This window comes from Rhodococcus sp. BUPNP1 (assembly GCF_002215235.1).
Taxonomy (GTDB): domain Bacteria; phylum Actinomycetota; class Actinomycetes; order Mycobacteriales; family Mycobacteriaceae; genus Rhodococcus.
In genome coordinates this window covers 129,928-154,408 of record NZ_NERM01000003.1, presented here as the reverse complement: position 1 = coordinate 154,408, position 24,481 = coordinate 129,928, and the positions used below count along the sequence as shown (strand labels likewise).

Genomic DNA, 24,481 nt, shown 5'->3' with positions numbered 1-24,481 from the left:
CCATGCACAAAGTTGCTCGAAGCACCCCGAATGTGCTTCCCACCTGCTGTACGACAAGGACCTGCCGACTCAGCGGGCGAGATCTGCGCGCAGTCGCGGCTCGTCCACCTCCCAGTAGCTGTGCTCGCGTCCGTCGAGGAGAACGACGGGCAGACGGTCCCCGAATTCGGCCCGCAGATCGGGATCGGTTGCGGCAGCGACATCCACGTCGATGCAGGTGACCTCGACGCCGAGCTCCTCCGCGAGCGCCTCGAGCTGCTCGCGCGCCGGACCGCACGCACCGCACCCGGCGCGCACCAGAAGGGTCAGGTGATGACGGCTCGCGGAGCCGCTCGTTGCCGATGACGATTGCTCACTCATGCCTCCACTGTGCGGCACGACCTGTCGAGATGAACGTCACACCCGGTCACGGGGGCGACGGCCTCCCGGTGACGGGCCGTATCGCGCGCTAGGCTTGGCGCGGGTCACCCGTGTATGCGGGCGCCGTGTGCGCGGCGCCCGGAGCACAGGGGTCACACGGGGCCCGCCCGTTTCGACAGCCCCGCCCGTTACGACACCGGAGGTGCGAGTGCCAGGACGTTCGTTTCCCTACGGATGGGGCATGGGTGAGACGTGGGCGCGCATCATCCGTCCCGGACGTCGGCTCTTCTCTCGCAAGTTCGGGCCCAGCGAGGAAGAGGTCCGCGCCAATCTCGCAGGTGAGGCGAGCGCCGATGCCGCCCTCGCGTTGCAGGAATCCCGTGTCGAGCCCGAGCCCTCCCCCGACACCACTCCCGTCCCGCGCGATCTGACCGCGGCGGCGTTCTTCGACGTCGACAACACGATGGTGCAGGGCGCGTCGATCATCCACTTCGCCCGTGGCCTCGTCGCCCGGGACTACTTCGACAAGTCCGACCTGTTCGAGTTCGCCTGGCAGCAGGTCAAGTTCCGCCTGACGGGCAAGGAGAACATGAACGACGTCGCGTCCGGTCGCGACAAGGCTCTGTCGTTCGTGCAGGGCCGCTCCACCGAGGAACTGCGCCGGCTCGGCGAGGAGATCTACGACGACATCATCGCCGACAAGATCTGGCCGGGCACCCGCGCGCTCGCGCAGATGCACCTCGACGCGGGCCAGCAGGTGTGGCTCGTGACCGCGACGCCGGTCGAACTGGCCGACGTCATCGCCGAACGCCTCGGCCTGACCGGTGCGCTCGGCACCGTCGCCGAGTCGGAGGACGGCGTCTTCACGGGCCGCCTCGTCGGCGACATCCTGCACGGTCTCGGCAAGGCGCACGCGGTGCGGGCCCTCGCGATCCGTGAGGGTCTGAATCTCAAGCGCTGCACGGCCTATTCGGACAGCCACAACGACGTGCCGATGCTCTCGGTGGTCGGCACGGCCGTCGCGATCAATCCCGATCCGGACCTGCGGCAGGTCGCTCGCACACGTGGGTGGGAGATCCGCGACTTCCGGACGGCGCGCAAGGCCGCGAAGGTCGGGGTTCCGACGGCGCTCGGCCTCGGTGCCGCGGGTGGTGCGGTCGCGGTCCTCGTGGGCCGCCGCCGCGACCGAGCGGCCTGACAGTACAGCCGCGACCGAGCGGCCTGACAGTACAGCCGCGACCGAGCGGCCTGATTTCCGTCTTTCTCAGCCGAGGAAGACGTTCCGCCGGCGCGTGAGCAGCTTGTAGAGGGTCTGCTGGATCGTCTCGCGCACGTGGTCGGTGACCTCGAACAGGACCATCGGATCCTCCGCCGCGGCGTCGTCGTACACGTCGGTGACGATCGGTGTGCCGAACTCGATGTACCACTTCGACGGCAGCGGCACGATTCCGAGCGGGCCGAGCGCCGGGAACAGCGGGGTGATCGGGAAGTAGGGCAGGCCGAGCAGGCGCGCGAGCGAGGTGAGGTCGGCGATGTTCGGGTAGATCTCCTCGGAGCCGACGATCGAGCACGGCACGATGGGCGCCTGGGTGCGCAGGGCGGCCGACACGAAACCGCCGCGGCCGAACCGTTGCAGTTTGTAGCGCTCCTTGAACGGCTTGCCGAGTCCCTTGTAGCCCTCGGGGAAGACCGCGACCACCTGGTCCTGCCGGAGGAGCCGTTCGGCGTCGGGATGGCACGCGAGGGTGTGGCCGGCCTTGCGCGTCACCGTTCCGACGACGGGCATACCGAAGGCGAGGTCGGCGGCGAGCATCCGCAGGTGACGATCCGCGTGATCGTGCACGGCGACGGAGGTCATCAGTGCGTCGACGGGGAGCGTGCCGGCGTGGTTGGCGACGACGAGTGCGCTGCCTTCGGCGGGGATGTTCTCGACGCCTCGGACCTCGACGCGGAACCACTTGTCGAACAGGGGTCGCAGGACCGGCAGGACGACGTTCTCGGTGAAGTGCGGGTCGAAGCCGAAGTCGTCGACCTCGTAGTCGCCGGTCATCCGGCGACGGACGAACTCGGCGGTGGCGGTGACCTGTTGTGCGAGGGTGCCGCGCAGGTCGTCGAGGAACCGGTCGGTGCGGCTCACCTGTTCGGGGGTGGGCGGTGGCCCCATCGACGGATGGGGTGTGCGTGTGACCCGTTCGCCGGGACGGCGGTTGCCGGCGTGCAACGGGATGACCTTCGCGACCTCCGTCATCGCGTCTCCCTCGTCTCTCCGAGCACGGAGAGCGCCATCGACTCGGCCTTGTCCACCCATTCGGTCTTCACGATGCGGGTGAGGGCGAGGCCCCGGGCGAAATCGTCGAGCGCTTCTCTCGTGGTCCAGCGTGGTTCGAATCCGAACTCGTTGCGCATGCGCGTGGTGTCGAGTCCGCATCCGAAATGGAAATAGTCGAGTTCTTCCTTGGTGAAGGAGTTCATCACGGAACCCATGAGTGCGTGCCCGGCCGTGCGGAACAGCGCGTAGGGCATCGGCACGGTGACGCCCCCGGCCCGGCGCACGGCCTGGGTCATCATGACGATGCCCTCACCGGCGATGTTGTACGTCCCGGGTGGTCCGGCGACGACCGCGTGTTCGAGCGCGCCGAGCGCGTCCTCCTCGTGCAGCAGCTGCAATCGCGCGTCGCGGCCGAGCACGTTGGGGACGAGCGGGGAGGTGAGATAGCTCGACACCGAGCCGGGCAGCCGGTTCCCGACGGTGGGTGCGAGCCGGAGGATGGTGGTCGCGATGTCACTGCGCCGGCGGGCGACGCCACGCAGGTAGCCCTCGACCTCCATCATGTCGCGGGCGAAGGCGCCCGTGGGCCGGCGGCGGGCGCTCATCTCCTCGGTGAACTTCGCGGGATCCTTGGCACTCGAGCCGTAGACGACGGACGACGAGCGCAGCACGATCCTGCGCACCGAGGGTGCCTTCTGGCACACCGCGAACAGCTGCATCGCGCCGAGGACGTTCATGTCCTTCATCGCCGTGCGGCTCCCCGACTTGGGGGCCTTCGTGACGGCGGACGCGTGGACGACGGTGTCGACGTCCATGTTGCGGATGATCTTGCCGATGAGAGGGTTGCGGATGTCGGCGAGCACGAACTCGGCCCGCCCCATGCGCCGGAGCATGTCCTTCGACGGCGACTGGGTGTCGACGCCGATCACCCGCTCGATGTCCGGATTCTGAGCGAGCCTGGTGACGAGGAAACCACCCAGGAACCGACTTGCTCCGGTGACCAGCACGACTCGTGGACGTGCCACTTCGTGCCCCTGCGAAACCACTCGTGAAACCCCCTGCTGCACCACACGCGTCATCGGTCACATTCGCCCCGACGCGGTATGCCGTCCCACAATACGGCCACTTCGCTGCCATCGCACGACTCGCGGGTGAACTTCCGGGTACCGGGATGCACAGACGAACGATGCCCGTCACCATGGAGGTGACGGGCATCGGACAGGCGCAGGGCTTACTTGCCGAGTTTACGACGCTGCACTCGGGTGCGGCGGAGCAGCTTGCGGTGCTTCTTCTTCGACATGCGCTTACGGCGCTTCTTGATCACAGATCCCATGTGGGCATCCCTCACGTTCCTTGTAGCGTTCCTGCGCACGCCGGTGACGTACGCCTGATGTATGTCGACGCTGGGCCTCGTGGCGACGAGTAACAGCGCCTCACGACACCGGCTGGCCGGTACGACGACAAGCAATCCTACCGGGGCGGCCCACCCGGCGTGAAACCGAGGTCCGCCCCGGAACGCGACTTCCCTCGCGCACCGGATCCGTTCGTCGTACCGTCGTCCCCCGACGACGCGCCGACCGTCCCTGTCCGACCTCTATCCGACGTCGAAGTACGACGTCTCGAGGTAGTCGTGGACGGCCTTCGCATGCACGCGGAACGAGCGTCCCACGCGCACTGCGGGTAGTTCGCCACTGTGCACCAGCCTGTACACGGTCATCTTCGACACCCGCATGAGAGCTGCCACCTCGGCAACCGTCAGGAACTGGGTACCGGCGAGAACCGACTGTCCGTCTTGAGGTTGACCCTTCGACGGCGTGTTTCCTGAAACCATTACACACCTCCGGCACGCCCGCGCCGCCGGCTTCCCCTCCGGCGGAACAGACACGCACGTGCTGATTCGAGCTTAGCGTGACGAATGGTTCCTGTGCGACGATGCAGCTGGGGAATTTCCGGCGGGCGGCTGTTCGTCGCCACGCTACGCCCCGCAGTGACGTCTGTCAGCGTTCCGCAGTGACGCCTGTGAGCGTTCCGCAGTGACGCCTGTGAGCGTTCCGCAGGGACGCCCTGCGAGAGCCTCGGGCGGACGCCCTGTCAGGCGGTTCCGGACAGCCCCTCCCGGGCCGCGGGCGACGGCTGGTCCGATGCCGCCCCGAGCTGCGCGGAGCGACGCTTCGCGGCGTCGAGCGCCTCGTAGAAGGCCGTACGCAGCCCTCCACGCTCGAGTTCACGGATGGCAGCCGCCGTGGTGCCACCCGGCGAGGTGACCGCGGCGCGCAGATCGGCGGCGTTGTCCCCCGAACGCGCGAGCATCGCGGCCGAGCCGATCATCGTCTGCACCACCAGATCGGTGGCCACGGCCCGCGTCAGGCCGAGCGAGACGCCGGCGTCGATCATCGCCTCCGCGACGAGGAAGAAGTAGGCGGGGCCGGATCCGGAGACCGCGGTGACCGCGTCGATCTGCGATTCCGGGACCACCGAGACCGTTCCCACGCTCGCGAGGATCTCGCGGACCGTGTCGAGATGCTGCTGCTTGACGTACCGGCCGGCGGACAGCACGCTCGCGCCCTCCCCGACGAGCATCGGGGTGTTCGGCATCACGCGCACGACGGGGAAGCCCGCCGGGAGCTTGGTCTCGTAGCGGACCGTCGGGATGCCTGCGGCCAGCGACACCAGGATCTGCTCGTCGTCGTTCCCGGCGTCGACCGCTGCGAGAGCGGTGACGACGACGTCCACGTCGTTGGGCTTGACGGCCACGACCACCACATCGGCGCCTTCCGCGGCGTCGGCGGTGCTGTCGGTGACCCGGATCGAGTAGGTCCGCGACAGTTCCTCGCGCCGTTCCTCGAACTTCTCGGCGACCACGAGGTCCTTGGTCGCGAAGCCGTTCTTCAGCAGACCCGAGACCAGCGCCTCGCCGATCCTGCCGCCACCGATCACTGCGATTCTCGTCATGGGGACAGCCTGCCACGACCACCCGTGCGGCCTACACCACGGTCGCCGCCCGTCGGGACGGGCCGCTGTCGGGCGGATCAGCGCGGCATCATGGCCAGCTGACGCGACTGCACGACCACCTGGCCGGTCGAGTCGACGACGGTGTGGTCCTCTTCGAACCAGGTGTTGCCGAGGACGCTGCTCTCGGCGATGACGCGCAGCCATCCCGGAGCCGGCACCCGCCGCAGATATGCGGTGAGTTGCACCGTCGGCGCCCAGCCGAAACGGCCGAGGTTCATCGCGACGGGAGCCGACACGTCGCCGCACATGAGCGCGAACAGCACCGAGGTGTCGACATCGGCCTCGTCGCCCGGCGACGGCCGCGTCCACATCGACACGAGCGGTTCGCCCTGCTGCCCGTCGAGGAAACGCGCGGTGGCGGAGTCGATCCGGAGGCGGGAGGTGGCGGCGAACTTCACGATCTGCCCCATGGGGTGCTCGGGGGTGACGAGCACCGACTCGGCCGGCGGGTCGGCGGGCATGGTGGTCGCGCGGTGCGGCACGGTGTGGAAGGGCTCCTCGGAGTCCGGCGTGCCGAGGGTGACGCTCGCCCGCACCGCCACGCGTCCGGCCTGGGACAGTTCGACGTCCACGAGACCGATCTGCTTGCCCTGTTTGCGCAGCACGGTGGTGAGCCCGACGTCGCCGGGATCGGGCGCGGCGACGAACGAGGCGCTGACGGCGAGGGGCTGGGTGAGCGGGTCGACGCCGGCGTCGAGCACCGACCTGCGCGCCGCGGACGCGCACACCGCGAGCATGCATCCGCCGTGCACCTTGGGTCCGATGGTCCACACCGGATCGATGTGCGCCTGCCAGGCAGAGGTGCCGTCGGGGTGGTCCCCCGGCACCCGGGTGACCGAGGTCAGGTCGAGGAAGGGCCGGTCGGTGAGGGTCACTGCTGCTCCTGGTCGTCGTTCGGGGCCTGATCGGCGCCGGTCGTGGGGAGTTCACCGGACCCGAACATGCGGGCGGCGAGATGTTGGTGGGCCAGTCGGCGCAGGGCCGTGAGGACCGGTTCGTACAGGGCCGTCCCGAGCACGGCCGCTTCCACGGTGGCCTCCCGGGAGTGCGTCGGCAGCAACTCGAGATCGACTTCGGCGATGGCGCGGACGTGACGGCCGTAGGCGTCGATCCGGCGGTCGTCCATCCGCAGGCCGGCGGCCTCGAGGGCCGCGAGCGCGTGTTCGAGTTGGGCCACGCCCGCGAACCGCGGGTCGTAGATCTGGCCGAGGTGTTCGAGCACGCGGCGGGCGCGGGGGTAGTCGGGGCCGACCGAGTCCTCGACGTAGGGCGGCAGCGCGGCGATGGCGTGGCCGAGTTCGACGAACAGGTCGTCGCGCGGGTTGTCGACGAGGTCCACGACGGTCTTGATCTTCTCGAGGGGCAGACCCTGCGCGGCGAGAGCGCGGACCAGACCCAAACGGCGGACGTGCCGGTCGTCGTAGGTCGCCGAGGTGACGCTCGTCGCCACGCCCGGCATGAGCAGCCCTTCACGCAGGTAGTACTTCACCGTCGGCAGCGGTACGCCGCAGCGCTCGGCGAGTTCCGAGATACGCACAGATCACCTCCATCCCTTGACACCGGATACTACAACTATCCAGTATTGGATAGTGAAACTATCCAGTGATGGAGTCCCGGCCGAGGAGGCCCTCATGCATCCGCTCGTGACCATCGTTCTCGGGAGCACCGTGCTCACCGTCGCAGGCATCGCCTTCGGAGGCACCTTCCTGCTGCGCGTCGCCGCGGGCGGCGTACCCACCAACGACCTGCAGAAGACGTTCTTCCGTGCCGGTCACGCCCACGCGGGAGTACTCGTCACGCTCGGGCTGCTCATCGCCGTCCTCACGCACGTCGTGGGCGCATCACCCGGTTGGTCGGCGGCCGGCGCCATCGCCGTGCTCGTCGCCGCGATCCTGATCCCGGCAGGCTTCTTCCTGTCGGTGCTCGGGCCCGATCCGGTCCGGCCAGGCCCGATGTTCGCGGCGGTCCGACTCGGCGCCGTCTCCCTCACCGCGGGCGTGCTGATCTCAGGCGTCGCCGTGCTCGCCGCCGGAATCGCGGCCCTCTGAGGCGGGGACGCGCGCAATGTCCGTGTGCCGGGGACTCTCGGGGCCGGCGGTGATCGCACGCGTCGCCGAGCGATCCAGGTGCGTGCGCGCGAAGGCCAGCGAACGCGCCAGCATCCCGGCGCGCTCGGCACGCGTCCGTGCGCTCTGGGTGCTGATCTCCAGGACCACGTGACCGCCGAAGTCGCTCGCGGCGAGCCGGCGGCACACGTCCGCACAGGGTTGCGTGCCCGTTCCCGGGACGAGATGTTCGTCGAGCGAGGAGCCCCGGCCGTCGGCGAGATGGAGGTGAGCGAGCCCCTCCCCCATCCGATCCGCGAGCGCGAGGGCGTCGGCCCCGGCGGTCGCGGTGTGCGACAGGTCGAGCGTGTAGTGCGCGAAACCGGTGTCGGTGGGGTCGAGCGACGGGCTGTAGGCCGAGACCGCGCGGCCGGGTCCGCGCCGGCGCAGACGTTCGGCGCCGCGATCACGACCGCCGAAGACGACGTCGGCCCTCATCGGGTACATGTTCTCGACCGCGACCACCACGTGGCTGTCCGCCTCGAGTGCTGCGACCTGGTCGGAGAATCCCTCCGCATAGCGACGCTGCCACCGGAAGGGCGGATGGACCACGACGGTCTCCGCACCGAGGATCTCGGCGACACGCACCGAACGGTCGAGCTTGGCGGCGGGATCGGATCCCCACACGCGCTGCGAGATCAGCAGGCACGGCACATGCACGGCGAGCACCGGCACGCCGTACTCGCGGACCAGACGCTCCACCGAGGTGGGGTCCTGGCTCACCGGTTCGGCCCACACCATCAGTTCGACCCCGTCGAAACCGAGATCGGCCGCGAAGCGGAACGCCGCTTCGGTGTTCTCCGGATAGACCGAAGCGGTGGACAGCCCTACCCGGATTCCCTGCGCGGTCGGCATCGGCTCACCCGGGCAGCAGGAACAACAGCGGCCCGAAGGCCACGAATGCTCCCACCGCGAGCGCGATGAGCTGACTCGTGATGTCGTCGGTGCGCCGCAGGACGCGCACCAGCGCGACCAGGCCCACGATCACCAGCAGCGCGAGGGCGAAGGCGACCCACGGCAGGAGATCCCACAACCGCTCGAATCCCTTGAAGAGCAATCCGCCCGCGACGATCGCGGCAACGCTCTCGCCGATCAGCAACGCCCACTGCTTGAGGCCGCTGCCCTGTTCCGCGTCGGCGGACTCGTCGTCCGCACTCTGCCGTGCCGAGTCGTCGGTGGCGCCGGCCGCTGCCTTCTTGCTCTTGCCGCGCGACTTCTTCGACCGCGATGATGCCGACCCCTCGGCGGCGTCGGACGTGGCGTCCGCGGCACCGATGGTGTCGGTCGAGTCGTCGGCGTCGGAGCCGGTGCCCTGCAGGTCGCTGGCCGGGCCGGAGAGCAGTCGCGGTTCGGCGACGTCGGCCTTGCGCACCGACACCGCCGGGGCGCTCGCCTTCTCGGACTTCGTGTCCGACTTCTTGTCGGCGACCGCTGCTCCCTCACCGGACGGCGAGCCGGTCGCGGCCGCTCCGAGATGCGCCCGCGCGCGACGGGGAAGCGCCTCGGGACGGATGACCTCGGTCGGCGACTCGATCTTGGGCGGAGCCGCCTTGGACGCCGCCTCCGTAGGTGCGGCCGCCTTGGAGACCGCATCCGTCTTCGACACCGCGTCCGTCGATGCGGGTGTCTTCGCGGCGGGCGGTGCCTTCGTGACAGGCGGTGTCTTCGTGACGGCAGGCGTGCTCGTTCCGGTCTTCACCGGCGGCGTCTTCGTCCCGACGGCGACCCGCGGGGTCACGGTGGTCTTCTCGATGTCGGACAGCGCGAAGGTCGCCGCCTTCGGCGTCTCGAGCTTCGGTGTCTCGATGTTCGGGGTCTCGACCTTGCGCGGTGCCGGCACGGCCTTCGACGGGGTCCCCGCATCGGCAGTAGCCGTCGAGGAAGCCGAATCCGTCTGCGCAGCAGCGCTTTCGGCGTCGGCAGAGGTGTGCCGCTCACCCTTGCCGTCCGCGCGGTCGTCGGCCGCGCGGGTGATCGGGATCTCGCCCGTCAGTTCGGCGACGGAGATGCCGCCGCTCGCGCCTCGTCGGCGTCGTCCCCCGGCCCGCGTTCCCACCTTCTGGCCGTTACGCGCCAACAGCTCGGCCACGGAGATCTGCCCCGTGTCGTTGCTGCGATTCTCGCTCATCCGGTTGCCACCACCAGTTCGCCACCCATATCCGTATCGAGCTTCCGAAGAATCAGGCCTTCGCGCAACGCCCACGGGCAGATCTGCAGCGTCTCCACTCCGAGGGCACGCATGCTCGCCTCCGCGACGAGGGCGCCGGCGACGAGTTGCTCGGACCGGTCCGAGCTGACGCCTTCGAGTTCTGCCCGGTCGGCCGTGGTCATCCGGGAGATGAAGGCGATGAGCTGGCGCAGTCCGCTCGCCGTCAGGGTCCGTTGTACCCGCAGACCGGCCGACGAGGGGGCCGCGCCGGTGAGGCGGGCCAGGGTCCGGAAGGTCTTGGAGGTACCCACACACAGGTCGGGGTCGCCCGCGTTGCGTATGACCTTCGCCGGTTCGGCGAGTTCCGCGTCGAGCCAGTCGCGCAGCGCCGAGATGCGGCGCTTGCCGGGCGGGTCCTCACGGAACCAGTCGCGCGTGAGCCGTCCCGCACCGAGCTGGAGGGAGTAGGCGATCTCGGGGTCCTCGTCGCCGCCGAAGGTGAGCTCGAGCGAACCACCACCGATGTCGAGGTCGAGGATGTTCCCGGCGCTCCAGCCGTACCAGCGGCGCACGGCCAGGAAGGTCAGCCGCGCCTCGTCCTCACCGGAGAGCACGTCCAGCGACACCCCGACCTCCCGGCGCACCCGATCGAGGACGGCCTCGGAGTTGCCGGCGTCGCGCACCGCGGAGGTCGCGAACGCCATGAGCTCGCCGCATCCCGAAGTGCGGGCGATGCTGGCGAACTCGGCGGTGGTCTCGACGAGCCGCTCGGCGCCCTTGGGGGTGATGTCGCCGTTGTCGTCCATGTTCTCGGACAGCCGCAGCGTGGCCTTCGTCGAACTCATCGGCGTGGGGTGCCCACCACGATGGGCGTCCACCACCAACAGGTGAACGGTGTTGCTTCCGACGTCGAGTACCCCTAAGCGCACATCAATACGGTACTGGGTCTACCGTCGGGACCTGTGACAGCAGGTATGTCCCATGCCCCACACAAACTCGACCCGGCCCCCGAAGTCCCTCTGGACTTTCCTCGGGAATGGGTGGAGTTCACCGACCCCGACAACGACGAACACGTCATCGCCGCAGACATGACATGGCTGCTCTCGCGGTGGACCTGCGTGTTCGGCACTCCGGCGTGCCAGGGCATCATCGCCGAGCGACCCGACGACGGGTGCTGCTCGCACGGCGCGTTCCTGTCCGACGACGACGATCGCAAGAAGCTGGCGAAGGCAGTGAAACACCTCACGCCGGCCGATTGGCAGTTCATGGACAAGGGCCTGGGCAAGAAGGGCTACCTCGAAGAGGACGAGATCGACGACGAGCCCGCCCTGCGCACCCGCCGCTACAAGGGTGCGTGCATCTTCCTCAACCGTCCCGGATTCGAGGGCGGTCAGGGCTGCGCCCTCCACACCATGGCGTTGCGACGCGGCATCGAACCGCTCGAGATGAAGCCCGACGTGTGCTGGCAGCTCCCGATCCGTCGCACCCAGGACTGGGTGGAGCGTCCCGACGGCACCGAGATCCTGCGCACGGTCATCACCGAGTACGACCGGCGCGGCTGGGGCGAGGGTGGCCACGACCTCGACTGGTACTGCTCCGGCTCCCCCGACGCACACGTCGGCGAGCGTCCGGTCTGGCAGTCGTACGCCCCCGAACTCACCGAACTCCTCGGTGCGGCGGCCTACGACGAGCTCGCGCGCCTGTGCCGGCGACGCCAGGGACTGGGTCTGATCGCGATCCATCCCGCGACGTCGGCAGCACAGGCGGGCTCGGCTGCCGGTTCCGATCAGGCCTCGAGCTTGTAGCCCAGGCCGCGCACCGTCACGAGGTGGCGCGGCTTGGCGGGGTCCTCCTCGATCTTCGAGCGCAGTCGCTTGACGTGGACGTCGAGGGTCTTGGTGTCGCCGACGTAGTCGGCGCCCCACACCCGGTCGATGAGCTGTCCGCGGGTGAGCACCCGCCCGGAGTTCCGCAGGAGATATTCGAGCAGGTCGAATTCCTTGAGCGGCATGGCAACCGGCTCGCCGTTGACGTGCACGACGTGGCGGTCGACGTCCATCCGCACGGGCCCGGCCTCGAGCAGTCCGTCGTCCGCCGCCGTCTCGCTCTCGGTGTCGGCGCCGCGGCGCAGGACCGCCCGGATGCGGGCGATGAGTTCGCGCGCCGAGTACGGCTTGGTGACGTAGTCGTCGGCGCCGAGTTCGAGTCCGACGACCTTGTCGATCTCGCTGTCGCGGGCGGTGACCATGATGACCGGGACACCCGAACGGGTCCGCAACTGCTTGCACACGTCGGTGCCGCTCATTCCGGGGAGCATCAGATCGAGCAGGACGATATCGGCGCCCTCCCGGTCGAACTCGGCGAGGGCCGACGGGCCGTCGCCGGCGATCGTCGTTTCGAACCCCTCCTTGCGCAGCAGGAAGGCGAGCGGATCCGCCAACGATTCCTCGTCCTCGACGATCAGCACACGCGTCACGAGCTGGTCCTCCGTCTGTTTCTCGGTGTCCGTCCGCCCGGGAACCCGGGTGGGGTCTGCGTCACGATCCGACCGCCTTCTCGGTGCGGTCGACGGTGTCGTCCTCGTCGTCGGCGTCCTCGACGTGGGCCGGGACGAGAAGGGTGAAGGTGGAGCCGGTACCGGGCTTGCTCCACAGGGTGATCTCGCCGTGATGGTTCGCTGCGACGTGCTTGACGATGGCCAGGCCGAGGCCGGTGCCTCCGGTGGCCCGCGACCGGGCCTTGTCGACGCGGAAGAAACGCTCGAAGACCCGTTCCTGGTCCTCCTTCGCGATACCGATCCCCCGGTCGGTGACGGCCATCGCGACCTTGCCCTCGCGCAGCGACCTGCTGATCGTCACCGGTGAGCCGGCCGGCGAGTAGGCGATCGCGTTCTCGATGAGGTTGGTGAGGGCGCTGACGAGCAGCGTTCGGTCGCCGAGGATCTCGAGACCGCTCGGCCGGTCGGTGCTGATGGTGATCGAGGCGTTCTCGGCGGTCAGGCGCGTGCGGTCGAGGGCCTCCTCGACGACGGCGTCGACGTCCACGACCTCGAGATCGGGCAGTTTCTCGGCGCCCTGGAGCTTCGAGAGCGCGATCAGCTCGGTCACCATGTTGCCTAGGCGCGTCGCCTCGCGCTGGACCCGTTCGCCGAAGTGGCGGACGGTGTCGGGATCGTCGACGGATTCGAGCAGCGCCTCCGCGAGCAACGCCATCGCGCCGACGGGCGTCTTGAGTTCGTGGCTGATGTTGGCCACGAAGTCGCGCCGGGTGGCCTCCATGCGGACGTGCTCGGAGTCGTCGAAGGCGTAGAGCACGACGAAGCGCGGGTCCTGGTCGAGCAGCGGCCGGACGGTACAGCGCACCGCCACGGGCTCGCGGCCGAGCAATGCCTTCGCGCCCAGGTCGAGTTCGATCGGCTTCCTCGTCTCGAGCACCCGGCAGGCGGCCACCCAGGCCCGGTCGTCGATCTGCCGGTTGCGGACGAGACCGAGTTCCTCGGCGCGCGGGTTCGACAGGACGACGTCGTGGAACTTGTCGACCACCGCGATCCCGGTCGACGCCCCGTGGACGACCCGGTCGAGCACGTCGAACATCGTGAGGTCGGCTTCGTCGCTACCGTGGGCCCGGCGCTGCACCAGCCTCCCGACGGCGACGGTGACGATCCCGCCGAGGACCGCTGCGACCACGGCCAGCAACACGGCCTGCGTAACACTCACACTTCGAATCGTAATGACACCGGTACCCCACCGGACACCGGGTCGACGGCATTTCCCGCACGTCACACCGCATTTTTCGGTTGTTGGAGTGTTGTTCACCCTTTGTTCGCCCGGAACGGACGACTCCGCGACGGACCTGCACGAACGAACCGACCCCGTCACCGATCGGCGACGGGGTCGGTTCGGTTCCGAGGAACTGTTACTTGGCGCCCTGGTTGGCGACCGCTGCCGCACCGGCGGCCGCGGCCTCGGGGTCGAGATAGGTGCCGCCCGGATTCAGCGGGCGCAGGTTCTCGTCGAGGTCGTAACGAAGCGGGATGCCCGTCGGGATGTTGAGACCGGCGATGTCGTCGTCGGAGATCCCGTCGAGGTGCTTGACGAGCGCACGCAGCGAGTTGCCGTGCGCGGTGACCAGCACGGTCCTGCCCGCGAGCAGATCCTTGGAGATCGTCGACTCCCAGTACGGGATGAGGCGGGCGACGACGTCCTTCAGGCACTCGGTGAGGGGGACCTCGTCGACGTCGGCGTAGCGCGGATCGGCGTCCTGGCTGTACTTCGAACCCGGCTCGATCGGCGGCGGCGGGGTGTCGTAGCTACGACGCCACAGCATGAACTGCTCCTCGCCGAACTCGTCCTTGATCTCGGACTTGTTCTTGCCCTGGAGCGCACCGTAGTGGCGCTCGTTGAGACGCCAGTCGCGGATGACGGGGATCCAGTGCCGGTCGGCGGCGTCGAGCGCGAAGTTGGCGGTGCTGATCGCGCGGCGCAGCAGGGAGGTGTAGGAGACGTCGGGAAGCACGTTGTGCTCGACGAGGAGGGCACCGGCCCGCTTGCCCTCGGCGATCCCCTTGTCCGTCAGATGCACGTCCACCCAGCCGGTGAACAGGTTCATCGCATTCCATTCGCTCTCGCCGTGGCGGAGCAGAACAAGTGTTCCGATAGTCATGACCCAATCCTGACATGCACGGATGGCGATTTCGCCACGGGCGCCCTCGATCGTGGGCTATATCTGACAACGCGCGTTGCCAGGAACGCGGGAGTCGGCGCCGCGCACCACAGTTCGTCATCACCGAAACACACGGGGGGTTCGATGTCACACGGGGGTCCGAAGTCACACGGGGGTCCGCAGCCCGACACACGCATGTCCCGCCGCACCGTCCTCACCGCCCTCGGGGCGCTCGGTGCCGCCGCAGCCCTTCCACCCACGGCAGCCGCCCTACCACCCACAGCGGCACAGCCGGGCCGCCGCGCGCCGGCGGTGCACTCCGGCGGACGCCGGGTCGCGATCCTCGGTGGCGGGATGGCCGGACTGGCCGCCGCGCACGAACTGATCGAGCGCGGCTTCGAGGTCACCGTCTTCGAGCCGACCGCGCTCGGCGGCAAGGCGCGCAGCATCCCCTCCCCCGGCACCGCGGCAGGCGGCCGCCTCGATCTGCCCGGCGAACACGGTTTCCGCTTCTTCCCCGGCTTCTACCAGCACATCCCCGACACGATGCGGCGGATCCCGTTCCCCGGCAACCCGAACGGCGTGTTCGACAATCTCGTTGCGGGACACGGATTCCGGATGGCGATCCCCGGGGCGCCCGACCTCACCGCCCCGGCCTCCATCGCACCGCTGCGCTTCGACGTCTACGACCCGCTGAGCCTGCAGGAGAGCCTGACGGCAGCCTTCTCCCTCGGCGGCTCGATCCCCCCGCACGAGCTCGCGGTCTTCATGCGCAAACTCGTCATGTTCCTCACCAGCAGCCTCGAACGTCGCAACGACCAATGGGAACACGAGACGTGGGCGCAGACCCTCGAAGCCGACGGCAAGTCGAAGGGCTACCGCGAGATCCTCGTCTCCGCACTGACCCGTCAGCTCGTCGCGGCACGGCCGCAGACCGTCTCGACCCGCACCATCGGCATCATGGGCCAGGCCTTCGTGTGGAACGCGATGGGCACCGTGCCCCAGTACGGACATCTCGACCGCCTGCTGTCGGCACCGACGAACGAGGCGTGGATCGACCCGTGGGCGCAACTCCTGCACGATCTCGGCGTGAAGTTCGAGATGGGTTGGGCGGCCGAGGCTCTGGAGATCTCCGGCGGACGGATCACCGGTGCACGGGTCGTCGACGGGTCGGGCAACCGTGCCCGCGCCGAGGCCGACTGGTTCGTCGCGGCGATGCCGGCCGAACGCGCGGTCTCGCTGTGGTCACCCGAGATCCTCGCGGCCGATCCCGGCCTCGAACGGATGAACGCTCTGGTCACCGACTGGATGGTCGGCATCCAGTACTTCCTTCGGCGGCCCACCCCCATCACGCCGGGTCACGTCGCCTATCTCGGTTCGCCGTGGGCGCTCACATCGATCAGCCAGGCCCAGTTCTGGCGCGGCGACTTCGCGCAACGGTACGGCGACGGTTCGGCACACGACTGCCTGTCGGTGGACATCTCCGACTGGGACACCCCCGGCATCCTCTACGGCAGAACCGCCAAGCAGTGCACGCCGGAAGAGATCGCCCGCGAGGTATGGGCGCAGATGTCGGCCTGCCTCGAGGACGGGACGGGCGCGATCGACGAGAACGACATCGTCTCGTGGTTCCTCGATCCCGGCGTGAAGTGGGGAGCCGGCGGCGTCACCAACGACACCCCGCTGCTCATCAACACCGCCGGGTCGCTCGCGAACCGGCCCGAGGCGCACACCGCGATCCCGAACCTGTTCCTCGCGGGCGACTACGTCCGCAACGACATCGACCTCGCGACGATGGAGGGCGCGAACGAATCGGCGCGGGCGGCAGTGGGTGCACTGCTGCAGACGGCGGGCTCCCCCGCCGCACCACCCGCACTGTACAAGTTGCACGAACCGCCCGAACTGGAACCGTTGCGGCGCATCGACTCCGACCGGTACCGGGCGGGACAACCGCACATGCTGGCCTGATCGGACAGGCCCGGACAGCGGAATCCCCGGGAGACACACGGTCTCCCGGGGATCCACATTTCGTCGGCCCGTCCGTCAGGCGTTCAGGGCACGCAGATCCTTCCGAAGGATCTTGCCCGCAGAGGATTTCGGCACCGTGTCGATGAACTCGACCTGCCGGACCTTCTTGTGCGGCGCGACCCGCGCGGCCACGAAGTCGATGACCTCGTCCTCGGTGACCGTCGAATCCGGCTGCCGGACGACGAAGGCCTTCGGGACCTCCTCGCCCTCGTCGTCGCGGACCCCGATCACCGCGGCGTCGGCGATCTGCGGGTGCGTGAGGAGCAGGGCTTCGAGTTCGGCCGGCGGCACCTGGTAGCCCTTGTACTTGATGAGTTCCTTGAGCCTGTCGACGATCCGGACGGCACCTTTCCCGTCGACGGTGGCGATGTCACCGGTGTGGAGGAAGCCGTCCTCGTCGAGGGTGTCGGCTGTGGCCTCGGGGTTGCCGAGATAACCGGCCATGACGTTGGGCCCCTTGCACCACAGTTCGCCGGGCGCCGAAACGCCGTCACCGGTGGGATATTCGACTTCTTCGCCGGTCGCGGGATCGACGATCTTGCATTCCATGTTCGCGATCGTCGGACCCACCGAATCGAGCTCGGTCTCGTTGTCCTCGAAGGGGATCGCGTGCGACACGGGAGACATCTCCGACATGCCGTATCCCTGTCGGACGTTGCAGCCCAGGCGCTTCGCGACGGATCCGGCGAGTTCCTTGTCGAGCGGTGCGGCCCCGGAGAAGACCGTGTGCACGCTCGACAGGTCGTACCGGTCGACGAGGGGGTGCTTGGCGAGCGCGACCGCGACCGGCGGCGCGATGAACACGTACGTGCACTTGTGTTCCGAGATGTAGGTGAGGAAGTCGACGAGATCGAACTTCGGCATCGTCACCAGCGACGCGCGGTTGTACAGCGCGGCGTTCAGCAGCACCGTCATGCCGTAGATGTGGAAGAACGGCAGCAGTGCGAGCACGCGGTCGTCGGCCGCGATGCCCATCCGCGGGGTGATCTGGCAGACGTTCGCGACGAGATTGCGGTGCGTGAGCATCACGCCCTTGGGTCGGCCGGTCGTGCCCGAGGAGTACGGCAGCACCGCGAGGTGGGTGGCCGGATCGAACTCGACGGTCGGAGCCGGGGAGCCCTCGGTGAGCAGGTCGCGCAGGGACGGATGGCCCTCGGCGCCGTCGAGCACGAAGAGCAGCTCGTCGGGGATCCCGGCGGCCGCGGCGGCCTCCCTGGCCTGCGGCAGGAACGGGGAGACCGTGAACAGTGCGGCGGCCCCCGAGTCGTCGAGCTGCTTCGAGATCTCACCGGCCGTGTAGAGGGCGTTGATCGTGGTCGCCGTGGCACCGGACCTCAGTATGCCGTGGAAGACCGAGGCGAAGGCCGGCACGTTGGGTGCGAGCAACCCGACGACCTTCCCGACACCGATGCCCCGGGCGGCCAGCGCTCCGGCGACGGCGTCGATGTGGGCCACGAGCGTGCGGTAGTCCGTCACGGCGCCGGACGAGCCGTCGATCAGTGCGGGTCGATCGAGCTCGGACTCGTCGAGCGAACCGAACAGGAAGTCGTAGACACTCGATGCCGGGATGTCGACGTCGGGAAAGGGACTGCGGAAACTCATTACTCATCCTCCGAGCATTCTGCCGGCACGCCGTGCCGACTTTCGGTCGAGTTCACACTACCGCAGCGGTTGTGAAGCCCGTCACACGTGCTGTGTGAGGATTGCGAGGATACCGTTCCCGGCGCGATTCGCCTGCCGGAGAGCACGAACCCCGCGTGCGACGGGTCGCACGCGGGGTTCGGAAGCTGCTGGAGCTGCGCTCACGATCGTGCGTGAGCTGCGCTCGCTACGCCAAGAGGCGCTGCGCTCAGAGGTACTGACCGCAGACCGGCCATGCACCGGCGCCCTGTCCGGCGAGGACGTTCTCGGCGACGCGGATCTGCTCCTCGCGCGAGGCGTTGTTCGCGGTTCCCGAGCCACCGTAGGCCTGCCAGGTGCTCTGCGAGAACTGCAGGCCGCCGTAGTAGCCGTTACCGGTGTTGATCGCCCAGTTACCACCGCTCTCGCACTGTGCGACGGCATCCCAGTTACCGGATGCGGCGTTGGCGGTACCGGCACCCAGAGCGAACGGGGTCGCAACGAGTGCAGTGGAGGCAGCGAGGGTGCCCAGGGCGCGCTTGATCGTGAACTTTGCCATGTGGATGAATCCTTTCCGGCTGCTTGCGAGGCCCCCGACGCAATGGGTCCGCCACGTGTGGGCTGGACGGTCGGTGCCGGCAACACGGTGCGGTGCTGACGCACGCCCGGTCGCTCTCTCGCTCCACCCCTCGGCAGGTTGTGGATCCGACAATCCCGCGGGGGTGGAACGAGCGGCTGCGGGGCCGGTGTGTAACGCCCGTCGGTATCGGGCCTACATCGACGGTAAGGGTTCATCACGGCGAGGTCACGGGTCGATTTTCCGGTACGGCTGTGCGAGAAACCGGACCGGCGATCGACAAAACCCCAGGTCGCTTCGCGGGAACGCACCGTTTCCCGGACGTTTCCAGCGGATTTCGATTGTGGTGATGGTCACACGATACGGCCGTGCAGACCTCTCCAACCGGACATGCTCACGGCGCGGTAACGGTGTTCGGCGACGCCGTCACCCGTTCGCTTCGCGCCGATCCTCGGGTTCGTCGTCGTCCACATCGGGTTCGAACGGCGTACCGGTCTCCTCCTCGATGAGGTGACGGAAGGGCTCGAGATTGCGCAGCGGCTCGCCGCGCGAGACCCGCCATTCCCATTCACGCTTGATCGACGTGATGAACCCGATACCGAGGATGATGTTGAAATCGTAGTCGGCCGCCTCGAGGACCTGCCCGAGGACCGCGTCGATCTCCTCGGGGGTCACTGCGTGCGCGGCGATACGTCCCACCAGATAGATGTCGCCGACCTTGTCGAGCGTGTACGCCACGCCGTAGAGGCGCCGGTTGCGGCGCAGCAGGTAGCGGTACACCGATTCGAAGTTCTCGTCCGGCTTGCGGCACACGAACGCCTCGACCCGCACACCGTGCTGTCCGACGCTGAGCAACGTGGTCGTCTTGAGCTTCTTCTCGCCCGGGAGCTCGACGACGAAGTGCCCGCCCTCCTTGACGGAGAACTCGAGCTCGCGATCGCGCAGCGTCGAATCGATCAGTTCGATGAGCCGGTCGCTCATGCCGTGACTCCCCTCGTCCGTCGCAACTTCCACACTCCACGCTGCCGTCGCAGCGAATGCTCACCGGTACCGAAGGTGCGGTTGCGGCGCATCCCGGCCCGCCGATAGCTGTCGAGCAGTCCTTCCGCGGTGTGTTCCCACGAGAAGGACTCCGCATGCACGGGCGCGGTCGCCGCGAACCGGGCGAGACGATCCGGATCACCGACGAGGGAACGCAGCGCCGTCGCCCAGTCGTCGATGCGGTGCCCGTCGACGAGCATGCCGGTCTCCCCGTCGCGCACGGCGACCCCGAGACCACCGACGTTCGCGGCCAGCACGGGCGTGCCGCAGGCCTGCGCCTCGATCGCGACGAGGCCGAAGGACTCCGAATAACTCGGCACCGCAACGAGATCCGCAGCACGGTAGACCTGGACGAGACGGTCGGGCGGCTGCGGCGGGAGGAAGGTGACCCGCGACGCGATACCCAGTGCGGACGCGAGTTCGATGAGCGCGTCGGGGCGCTCGAGACCCGTTCCCGACGGGCCTCCCACCACCAGGACCCGCAGCGGCATGCCGGGGTCGTCGGTGAGTGCCCGCGCTGCGGCTTCGAGCAGCACGTCGGGAGCTTTGAGCGGCTGGATGCGGCCCACGAACGCCACGACGGTCTCGCGCGGGTCGAGTCCGAGTTCGGCACGGGCGGCCGCGCGGTCGCCGGGCCGGTAGCGGTTCAGGTCGGCGCCCGGAGCGACGACGTCGATCTTTGCGGAATCGGCCCCGTAGATACGTTCGAGCTGCCCCGCCTCGTCGGCGGTGTTGGCGACCAGGCGATCGGACTCCGCGACGACCTGCTGCTCCCCGATCTGCCGGGCCGCGGGTTCGGGGGTGTCGCCCTCGGCGAGCGAGGCGTTCTTCACTGCGGCGAGCGTATGGGCGGTGTGCACGAGCGGCACGCCCCAGCGGTCGCGGGCGAGCCAGCCGACCTGCCCCGACAACCAGTAGTGCGAGTGCACCAGGTCGTAGTAGCCCTGCGGGTGCCGTGCCTCCTCGCGCAACACGCCCGCGGCGAACGCACACAGCTGCGTCGGCAGGTCGTGTTTGTCGAGTCCTTCGAACGGGCCGGCCTCGATGTTGCGGACGAGCACCCCCGGCGCGGCCTGCTGGACGGCCGGATCGGCCGAGGAGGTCGCACGGGTGAAGATCTCGACTTCGACGCCGCGACGCGCGAGCTCGACGGCGGTCTGCAGGACGTACACGTTCATACCGCCTGCGTCCCCGGTTCCGGGCTGCGCCAGCGGCGAGGTGTGGACCGAGATCACGGCCACGCGGTGCGGGCGGCTGGGCTGGGACGTCACCCCTCCATACTGCCCTGCTGCCGATCTTCGCGTGTCGCCGCCTCCGCCGTCGCAGCTCGAGCGAACTCGCCGACCTCCGACACGAACCGGTCGGGATCCTCGACGAACGGACCGTGGTCGACGCCCTGCCAGATCGAGGTCGTGGCGCGGCGCAGCAGCGACGCCGCATGGTGCGCCACGGAGACGTCGACGACCGAGTCGGCGTCGCCGTGCAGGAGGAGAACCGGCACGTCCAGGCCGGCGAGCAGCTCGTCGTTGCCCACCGCACGGTCGAACAGCGCCGCACGGACCCGGGGCGGGGTGGACAGGCTCGCGCCGAACAGGGCCTGCGACACCGCACCCTTGCCTTCGAGGAGAGCGCTGCCCTCGACGACGGGACCGGTGAGGGCGTTGCCGAAGGAGCCGAGCGCACGCACCGCTTCCTTCGGGTCCTCCGACATCGCGGCGGGGATCGCGGCACGCATCGAGGCACCGACGCGTCCGCCCTTCTCACCGCGGCCGATGCTCGTGATGGCACCCACGAGGACGAGGCCGGCGACGGCCCCCGCGCCGTGTTCGGCGAGATAGTCGCAGATCACCAGGCCGCCGTAGGACCAGCCGAGCAGCACCGCCGGGTTCGTCTCGGAGACGTTCTCGGCGGCGAGCACCGCGGCGAGGTCGCCGGCCCACAGGTTGCGATCGGCGTATCCGGTCTCGGGGGCCTGCGAATAACCGTGTCCGCGCAGGTCGACGGCGACCACACGGAAGTCGCGGGCGAGTGCGTCGAGAACCCCGTCGCCCCAGCACCGCGACGACTGCGCCCACCCGTGGAGCAGCACCAGAACCGGTGCCGACTCGGAGCCGAATACGCGATACACGAGGGAGGTGCCGTCGATACCGGCCACTTCACGAACTGCCATGCGCGTCACTCTAACCGTGCCCGCACATGGATCCCGCCGGCACAGGTGACCGCGAGGATGCCCGCGGCGACCGCCACGAGATAGCCGGTGCCGGCATCGGTCCGGTCGATGACCTGTCCCACCAGCGCAGAACCCGCGGCGACACCGACGCCGAGACCCGCGACCGTCCATGTGATGCTCTCGGTGAGCCGGTCGGGCGGCACGATCTGCTGCGTCAGCGACGTCGCCACGATCATGATGGGCGAGATCGCACATCCGGCAACGAAGTACAGCACCGTGAGCATCGGCACCGAACCGGCGAGCAGCAACGGGCACAGCAGGACGGCGAGAGTGCCGGTGGCGACGAACAACTGGCGGGTCGGGGCATTCGAGCCCACCCGGCTCCCGAAGACCAGGCCGCTCAACGCCGAACCCGTCGCGAACAGTGCGAGCGCGAAGGTGGCCGATCCCGGGGAGTCCTGTTCGGCCGTGAACGCGACGGCCGCGACGTCGATCACCCCGAAGACCACACCCATCGCGACCATCACCACGACGATGGACAGGAGGACGGGCATGCGCAGGATGTTCGTCCGCGCACGGCCGTCGGTGTTCGGTTGCACGGGAGGTTCCGTGCTGCGCAGCGCCGCGAGGGCGAGGGTGCCGACGAGCAGCAGGACCGCGCCGAGCAGCGGGCCTGCCTCGGGGAAGACCGCCACGCTCAGGCCCACCGACAGGACGGGGCCGACGATGAAGCACAGCTCGTCGACTACCGCTTCGAGCGCGAAGGCGGTGCGCAGTCGTGGAGTGCCGCCGTAGAGCTGCGTCCACCGCGCCCGCACCATCGCCCCGATCGTGGGCATGAGTCCCGCCGGGATCCCGCAGACGAACAGCCATATCGTGGGCACCTCGAATCGGACGCCGGCGAGCATCGCGAGGGTGGCGACCGCGCTGACGGCCGTCGCCGTGGGGAGGACCCGCCGCTGGCCGTACCGGTCGACCGCGCGGGAGACGAGCGGGGTGAGCACGGCGTACGACAGCGCGAACACCGCGGACAGTGCGCCGCCGACGGCGTAATTCCCCTCGAGCTGGGAGAACATCGTGACGATGCCGATCCCGACCATCGCGATCGGCAGGCGTGCCACGAATCCCGCCAGGCAGAACGCGGCTGCGCCCGGCGCTGCGAACAACTCGCGGTACGAGCCGCCCTTCTCTCCTGTCACGTACTTCTCGCGTTCTCTTCGGTCAGATCCGGTCCGGTCAACGTTATGGCCGACCGACCGCGCCGGGTGCAGGTACCTCCCGCGCCCGCACATCGCTGCCCGATTCCGCACGTTCCGTGACGGGAACGGCCATGCTGGGTACATCCGGAGAACGGACAGGACGGATCGACGGAACGGAGCGGGCATGGCGGTGCACGAACGACACGGACGGCTCTCACCGAAGGAACTCTCACCGAGGAGTCTGTGGGCCCGCTACCGCGCATCGGGAGCGGATCTGCCCTTCGGGAATCCGCTCGCCGCGCACGGTGTCGCGATGGAGGGTTACTTCTGGCGCTTCACCCAGCCCGGAACCGACCGCGTCGTCATCGCCCTGTGCGGGGTCAACCGTGCGGACGACTCGGCAGGACCGGGCTCGCACTGGGCGACCCTCGGCCTGGCCGCCCATCCCAGGGGTTTCCTGCGCACCGCCGCGCATCCGGTAGCCGCCGCCGAGCCCGACCGGCTCGGCGCATCGGCCGGCGACGTCTTCTGCGGCGACAGCGAACGCGTGTGGATGGATCTCGGCGACGACGCCCGTCTCGACATCCGGCTGTCGGATCTGCGGCCCTGGCCGCGACGCCGCTTCGGCGCGTCGAGCGTCTTCCATTCCGTCCCCGGCCTCAACCAGTACTGGCATTCCTGGCTGCTCGGCGGCCGGGTGGAGGGCCATGCGATCCTCGGCGACGAGAAGTGGGATCTGACCGGATCACAGGTCTACGGCGAGAAGAACTGGGGCAAGGGAGGTTTCCCCGAATCGTGGTGGTGGGGTCAGGCGCAGGGATTCGCCGACCCGCAGGCGTGTGTGGCGTTCGCCGGTGGGCAGGTGCACTCGGGTCCGCTGCGCACGGAGGTCACGGCGGTCGTCGTCGCGTTGCCCGACGGGCGCGTGGTGCGACTGGGCAATCCCGTCACGTCCCCGGTACGGGCGACGGTCACCGACGAGAGCTGGCACCTGCGCGGACGCAATGCCCGCTGGAGCGTGGAGATCTCGGGGAGTTCACCGATCGGAGCGGCGCACGTCCTGCCGGTCCCCCTCCCCGCGGAACGACGGAACGTCGCCGGTTCGATCGAACATCTCGGCGGTCGCATGACCGTGACGGTCCACGAACGCGGGAAACTGGTGTGGGCCGACGAATCGCACTCGGCCGCACTCGAACACGGCGGGCTCGACCGGGCCCGGGCCGAACTCGATCGGCGGGGTGCCGCTGCGGACGCGACGGACGCCCCACCGATCGTGTGAAGCCGGCGGG

The 24,481-nt window shown here is 68.9% G+C and carries 25 protein-coding genes; 5 read left to right on the top strand and 20 right to left on the bottom strand.

Annotated elements, in window-relative coordinates:
- Positions 1–69: 69 nt before the first annotated feature.
- Complete coding sequence (locus B9C99_RS04260; protein WP_006552340.1) at positions 70–360, bottom strand: glutaredoxin family protein; 291 nt, start codon at positions 358–360, stop codon at positions 70–72.
- A gap of 241 nt (positions 361–601) precedes the next feature.
- On the opposite strand from B9C99_RS04260, the gene B9C99_RS04255 reads away from it, so the two are divergent.
- The gene (locus tag B9C99_RS04255) at positions 602–1,558 is read left to right on the top strand and encodes an HAD family phosphatase (protein ID WP_016693737.1); all 957 of its coding nucleotides are present in this window, start codon (positions 602–604) and stop codon (positions 1,556–1,558) included.
- Between the two features lie 66 nt (positions 1,559–1,624).
- Here B9C99_RS04255 and B9C99_RS04250 read toward each other — a convergent pair whose 3' ends face one another.
- From B9C99_RS04250 to B9C99_RS04220, 7 genes are all read right to left on the bottom strand, one after another.
- Positions 1,625–2,608, bottom strand: a complete 984-nt coding sequence (locus tag B9C99_RS04250; RefSeq protein ID WP_016693736.1) for a lysophospholipid acyltransferase family protein — start codon at positions 2,606–2,608, stop codon at positions 1,625–1,627.
- The gene (locus B9C99_RS04245; RefSeq protein WP_088897069.1) at positions 2,605–3,636 is read right to left on the bottom strand and encodes an NAD-dependent epimerase/dehydratase family protein; all 1,032 of its coding nucleotides are present in this window, start codon (positions 3,634–3,636) and stop codon (positions 2,605–2,607) included. The genes B9C99_RS04250 and B9C99_RS04245 overlap by 4 nt, the downstream gene beginning before the upstream one ends.
- Before the next feature lie 224 nt (positions 3,637–3,860).
- Entirely contained in the window at positions 3,861–3,962 is a 102-nt protein-coding gene (locus B9C99_RS04240) for an AURKAIP1/COX24 domain-containing protein (RefSeq protein WP_003402602.1), read from the bottom strand.
- Positions 3,963–4,223: 261 nt separating this feature from the next.
- Entirely contained in the window at positions 4,224–4,460 is a 237-nt protein-coding gene (locus B9C99_RS04235; RefSeq protein ID WP_006552345.1) for a helix-turn-helix domain-containing protein, read from the bottom strand.
- Positions 4,461–4,720: 260 nt separating this feature from the next.
- On the bottom strand, positions 4,721–5,581 hold the full coding sequence (proC, locus tag B9C99_RS04230) for a pyrroline-5-carboxylate reductase (protein ID WP_088897068.1): 861 nt from the start codon (positions 5,579–5,581) through the stop codon (positions 4,721–4,723).
- A gap of 77 nt (positions 5,582–5,658) precedes the next feature.
- Positions 5,659–6,516 (bottom strand): thioesterase family protein, encoded by an 858-nt coding sequence (locus B9C99_RS04225; protein ID WP_088897067.1) that lies wholly within the window; start codon positions 6,514–6,516, stop codon positions 5,659–5,661.
- The gene (locus B9C99_RS04220) at positions 6,513–7,178 is read right to left on the bottom strand and encodes a MerR family transcriptional regulator (RefSeq protein ID WP_088897066.1); all 666 of its coding nucleotides are present in this window, start codon (positions 7,176–7,178) and stop codon (positions 6,513–6,515) included. The genes B9C99_RS04225 and B9C99_RS04220 overlap by 4 nt, the downstream gene beginning before the upstream one ends.
- Positions 7,179–7,272: 94 nt before the next feature.
- Here B9C99_RS04220 and B9C99_RS04215 point away from each other — a divergent pair, with 94 nt between their 5' ends.
- On the top strand, positions 7,273–7,689 hold the full coding sequence (locus tag B9C99_RS04215; RefSeq protein WP_088897065.1) for a hypothetical protein: 417 nt from the start codon (positions 7,273–7,275) through the stop codon (positions 7,687–7,689).
- Here B9C99_RS04215 and B9C99_RS04210 read toward each other — a convergent pair.
- The 3 genes from B9C99_RS04210 to B9C99_RS04200 are packed head-to-tail and all read right to left on the bottom strand — an operon-like array spanning position 7,648 to position 10,824.
- The gene (locus B9C99_RS04210) at positions 7,648–8,601 is read right to left on the bottom strand and encodes a sugar phosphate isomerase/epimerase (RefSeq protein WP_088897064.1); all 954 of its coding nucleotides are present in this window, start codon (positions 8,599–8,601) and stop codon (positions 7,648–7,650) included. The two genes, B9C99_RS04215 and B9C99_RS04210, sit on opposite strands and share 42 nt — an antisense overlap.
- A gap of 4 nt (positions 8,602–8,605) precedes the next feature.
- Positions 8,606–9,874: a hypothetical protein gene (locus B9C99_RS04205; protein WP_088897063.1), complete on the bottom strand. Its 1,269-nt coding sequence runs from the start codon at positions 9,872–9,874 to the stop codon at positions 8,606–8,608.
- On the bottom strand, positions 9,871–10,824 hold the full coding sequence (locus B9C99_RS04200) for a Ppx/GppA phosphatase family protein (protein ID WP_080597715.1): 954 nt from the start codon (positions 10,822–10,824) through the stop codon (positions 9,871–9,873). Before B9C99_RS04200 ends, B9C99_RS04205 begins: the two co-directional genes overlap by 4 nt.
- A 45-nt stretch (positions 10,825–10,869) precedes the next feature.
- On the opposite strand from B9C99_RS04200, the gene B9C99_RS04195 reads away from it, so the two are divergent.
- Entirely contained in the window at positions 10,870–11,700 is an 831-nt protein-coding gene (locus B9C99_RS04195; RefSeq protein WP_172414867.1) for a hypothetical protein, read from the top strand.
- Here the strand turns inward: B9C99_RS04195 and B9C99_RS04190 are convergent.
- The 3 genes from B9C99_RS04190 to B9C99_RS04180 all read right to left on the bottom strand — a co-directional run bounded on the left by B9C99_RS04190 (position 11,682) and on the right by B9C99_RS04180 (position 14,557).
- Positions 11,682–12,371, bottom strand: coding sequence for a response regulator transcription factor (locus tag B9C99_RS04190; protein WP_016693724.1), 690 nt, complete (start codon positions 12,369–12,371; stop codon positions 11,682–11,684). The genes B9C99_RS04195 and B9C99_RS04190 overlap by 19 nt on opposite strands.
- 61 nt (positions 12,372–12,432) lie before the next feature.
- A complete protein-coding gene (locus B9C99_RS04185; RefSeq protein ID WP_088897061.1) occupies positions 12,433–13,611 on the bottom strand; it encodes an ATP-binding protein in 1,179 nt (392 codons plus the stop codon).
- A 199-nt stretch (positions 13,612–13,810) separates the two neighbouring features.
- Complete coding sequence (locus tag B9C99_RS04180) at positions 13,811–14,557, bottom strand: phosphoglyceromutase (RefSeq protein ID WP_059383356.1); 747 nt, start codon at positions 14,555–14,557, stop codon at positions 13,811–13,813.
- A 195-nt stretch (positions 14,558–14,752) separates the two neighbouring features.
- Here B9C99_RS04180 and B9C99_RS04175 point away from each other — a divergent pair, with 195 nt between their 5' ends.
- Positions 14,753–16,525 carry an FAD-dependent oxidoreductase gene (locus tag B9C99_RS04175; protein WP_088897060.1) on the top strand — a complete coding sequence of 591 codons (1,773 nt, stop codon included), beginning with the start codon at positions 14,753–14,755 and terminating at the stop codon, positions 16,523–16,525.
- Between the two features lie 75 nt (positions 16,526–16,600).
- On the opposite strand, the gene B9C99_RS04170 is transcribed toward B9C99_RS04175, so the two are convergent.
- The 6 genes from B9C99_RS04170 to B9C99_RS04145 all read right to left on the bottom strand — a co-directional run bounded on the left by B9C99_RS04170 (position 16,601) and on the right by B9C99_RS04145 (position 23,192).
- The gene (locus B9C99_RS04170; RefSeq protein ID WP_088897059.1) at positions 16,601–18,187 is read right to left on the bottom strand and encodes a 4-coumarate--CoA ligase family protein; all 1,587 of its coding nucleotides are present in this window, start codon (positions 18,185–18,187) and stop codon (positions 16,601–16,603) included.
- A gap of 247 nt (positions 18,188–18,434) precedes the next feature.
- Positions 18,435–18,764 (bottom strand): transglycosylase family protein, encoded by a 330-nt coding sequence (locus B9C99_RS04165; protein ID WP_016693719.1) that lies wholly within the window; start codon positions 18,762–18,764, stop codon positions 18,435–18,437.
- A gap of 444 nt (positions 18,765–19,208) precedes the next feature.
- Positions 19,209–19,763 (bottom strand): YbjN domain-containing protein, encoded by a 555-nt coding sequence (locus tag B9C99_RS04160; RefSeq protein ID WP_016693718.1) that lies wholly within the window; start codon positions 19,761–19,763, stop codon positions 19,209–19,211.
- Positions 19,760–21,094, bottom strand: coding sequence for a D-inositol-3-phosphate glycosyltransferase (mshA, locus tag B9C99_RS04155; RefSeq protein WP_088897058.1), 1,335 nt, complete (start codon positions 21,092–21,094; stop codon positions 19,760–19,762). Before mshA ends, B9C99_RS04160 begins: the two co-directional genes overlap by 4 nt.
- The gene (locus B9C99_RS04150; RefSeq protein ID WP_229565360.1) at positions 21,091–21,993 is read right to left on the bottom strand and encodes an alpha/beta hydrolase; all 903 of its coding nucleotides are present in this window, start codon (positions 21,991–21,993) and stop codon (positions 21,091–21,093) included. Before B9C99_RS04150 ends, mshA begins: the two co-directional genes overlap by 4 nt.
- A gap of 5 nt (positions 21,994–21,998) precedes the next feature.
- Positions 21,999–23,192, bottom strand: a complete 1,194-nt coding sequence (locus tag B9C99_RS04145; protein ID WP_088897056.1) for an MFS transporter — start codon at positions 23,190–23,192, stop codon at positions 21,999–22,001.
- Between the two features lie 184 nt (positions 23,193–23,376).
- Between B9C99_RS04145 and B9C99_RS04140 the strand changes: the two genes are divergently transcribed.
- Positions 23,377–24,471, top strand: a complete 1,095-nt coding sequence (locus B9C99_RS04140) for a tocopherol cyclase family protein (RefSeq protein ID WP_088897055.1) — start codon at positions 23,377–23,379, stop codon at positions 24,469–24,471.
- Positions 24,472–24,481: the final 10 nt, after the last annotated feature.

Bases quoted from the DNA above. Each gene is read 5' to 3' on its own strand.
- B9C99_RS04240 (WP_003402602.1), bottom strand. From the start codon at position 3,962: ATGGGATCTGTGATCAAGAAGCGCCGTAAGCGCATGTCGAAGAAGAAG.
- B9C99_RS04260 (WP_006552340.1), bottom strand. From the start codon at position 360: ATGAGTGAGCAATCGTCATCGGCAACGAGCGGCTCCGCGAGCCGTCAT.
- B9C99_RS04180 (WP_059383356.1), bottom strand. From the start codon at position 14,557: ATGACTATCGGAACACTTGTTCTGCTCCGCCACGGCGAGAGCGAATGG.
- B9C99_RS04210 (WP_088897064.1), bottom strand. From the start codon at position 8,601: ATGCCGACCGCGCAGGGAATCCGGGTAGGGCTGTCCACCGCTTCGGTC.
- B9C99_RS04205 (WP_088897063.1), bottom strand. From the start codon at position 9,874: ATGAGCGAGAATCGCAGCAACGACACGGGGCAGATCTCCGTGGCCGAG.
- B9C99_RS04250 (WP_016693736.1), bottom strand. From the start codon at position 2,608: ATGACGGAGGTCGCGAAGGTCATCCCGTTGCACGCCGGCAACCGCCGT.
- proC (WP_088897068.1), bottom strand. From the start codon at position 5,581: ATGACGAGAATCGCAGTGATCGGTGGCGGCAGGATCGGCGAGGCGCTG.
- B9C99_RS04165 (WP_016693719.1), bottom strand. From the start codon at position 18,764: ATGGCAAAGTTCACGATCAAGCGCGCCCTGGGCACCCTCGCTGCCTCC.
- B9C99_RS04215 (WP_088897065.1), top strand. From the start codon at position 7,273: ATGCATCCGCTCGTGACCATCGTTCTCGGGAGCACCGTGCTCACCGTC.
- B9C99_RS04160 (WP_016693718.1), bottom strand. From the start codon at position 19,763: ATGAGCGACCGGCTCATCGAACTGATCGATTCGACGCTGCGCGATCGC.
- B9C99_RS04255 (WP_016693737.1), top strand. From the start codon at position 602: ATGGGTGAGACGTGGGCGCGCATCATCCGTCCCGGACGTCGGCTCTTC.
- B9C99_RS04140 (WP_088897055.1), top strand. From the start codon at position 23,377: ATGGCGGTGCACGAACGACACGGACGGCTCTCACCGAAGGAACTCTCA.
- B9C99_RS04235 (WP_006552345.1), bottom strand. From the start codon at position 4,460: ATGGTTTCAGGAAACACGCCGTCGAAGGGTCAACCTCAAGACGGACAG.
- B9C99_RS04195 (WP_172414867.1), top strand. From the start codon at position 10,870: ATGTCCCATGCCCCACACAAACTCGACCCGGCCCCCGAAGTCCCTCTG.
- B9C99_RS04175 (WP_088897060.1), top strand. From the start codon at position 14,753: ATGTCCCGCCGCACCGTCCTCACCGCCCTCGGGGCGCTCGGTGCCGCC.
- B9C99_RS04150 (WP_229565360.1), bottom strand. From the start codon at position 21,993: ATGGCAGTTCGTGAAGTGGCCGGTATCGACGGCACCTCCCTCGTGTAT.
- B9C99_RS04170 (WP_088897059.1), bottom strand. From the start codon at position 18,187: ATGAGTTTCCGCAGTCCCTTTCCCGACGTCGACATCCCGGCATCGAGT.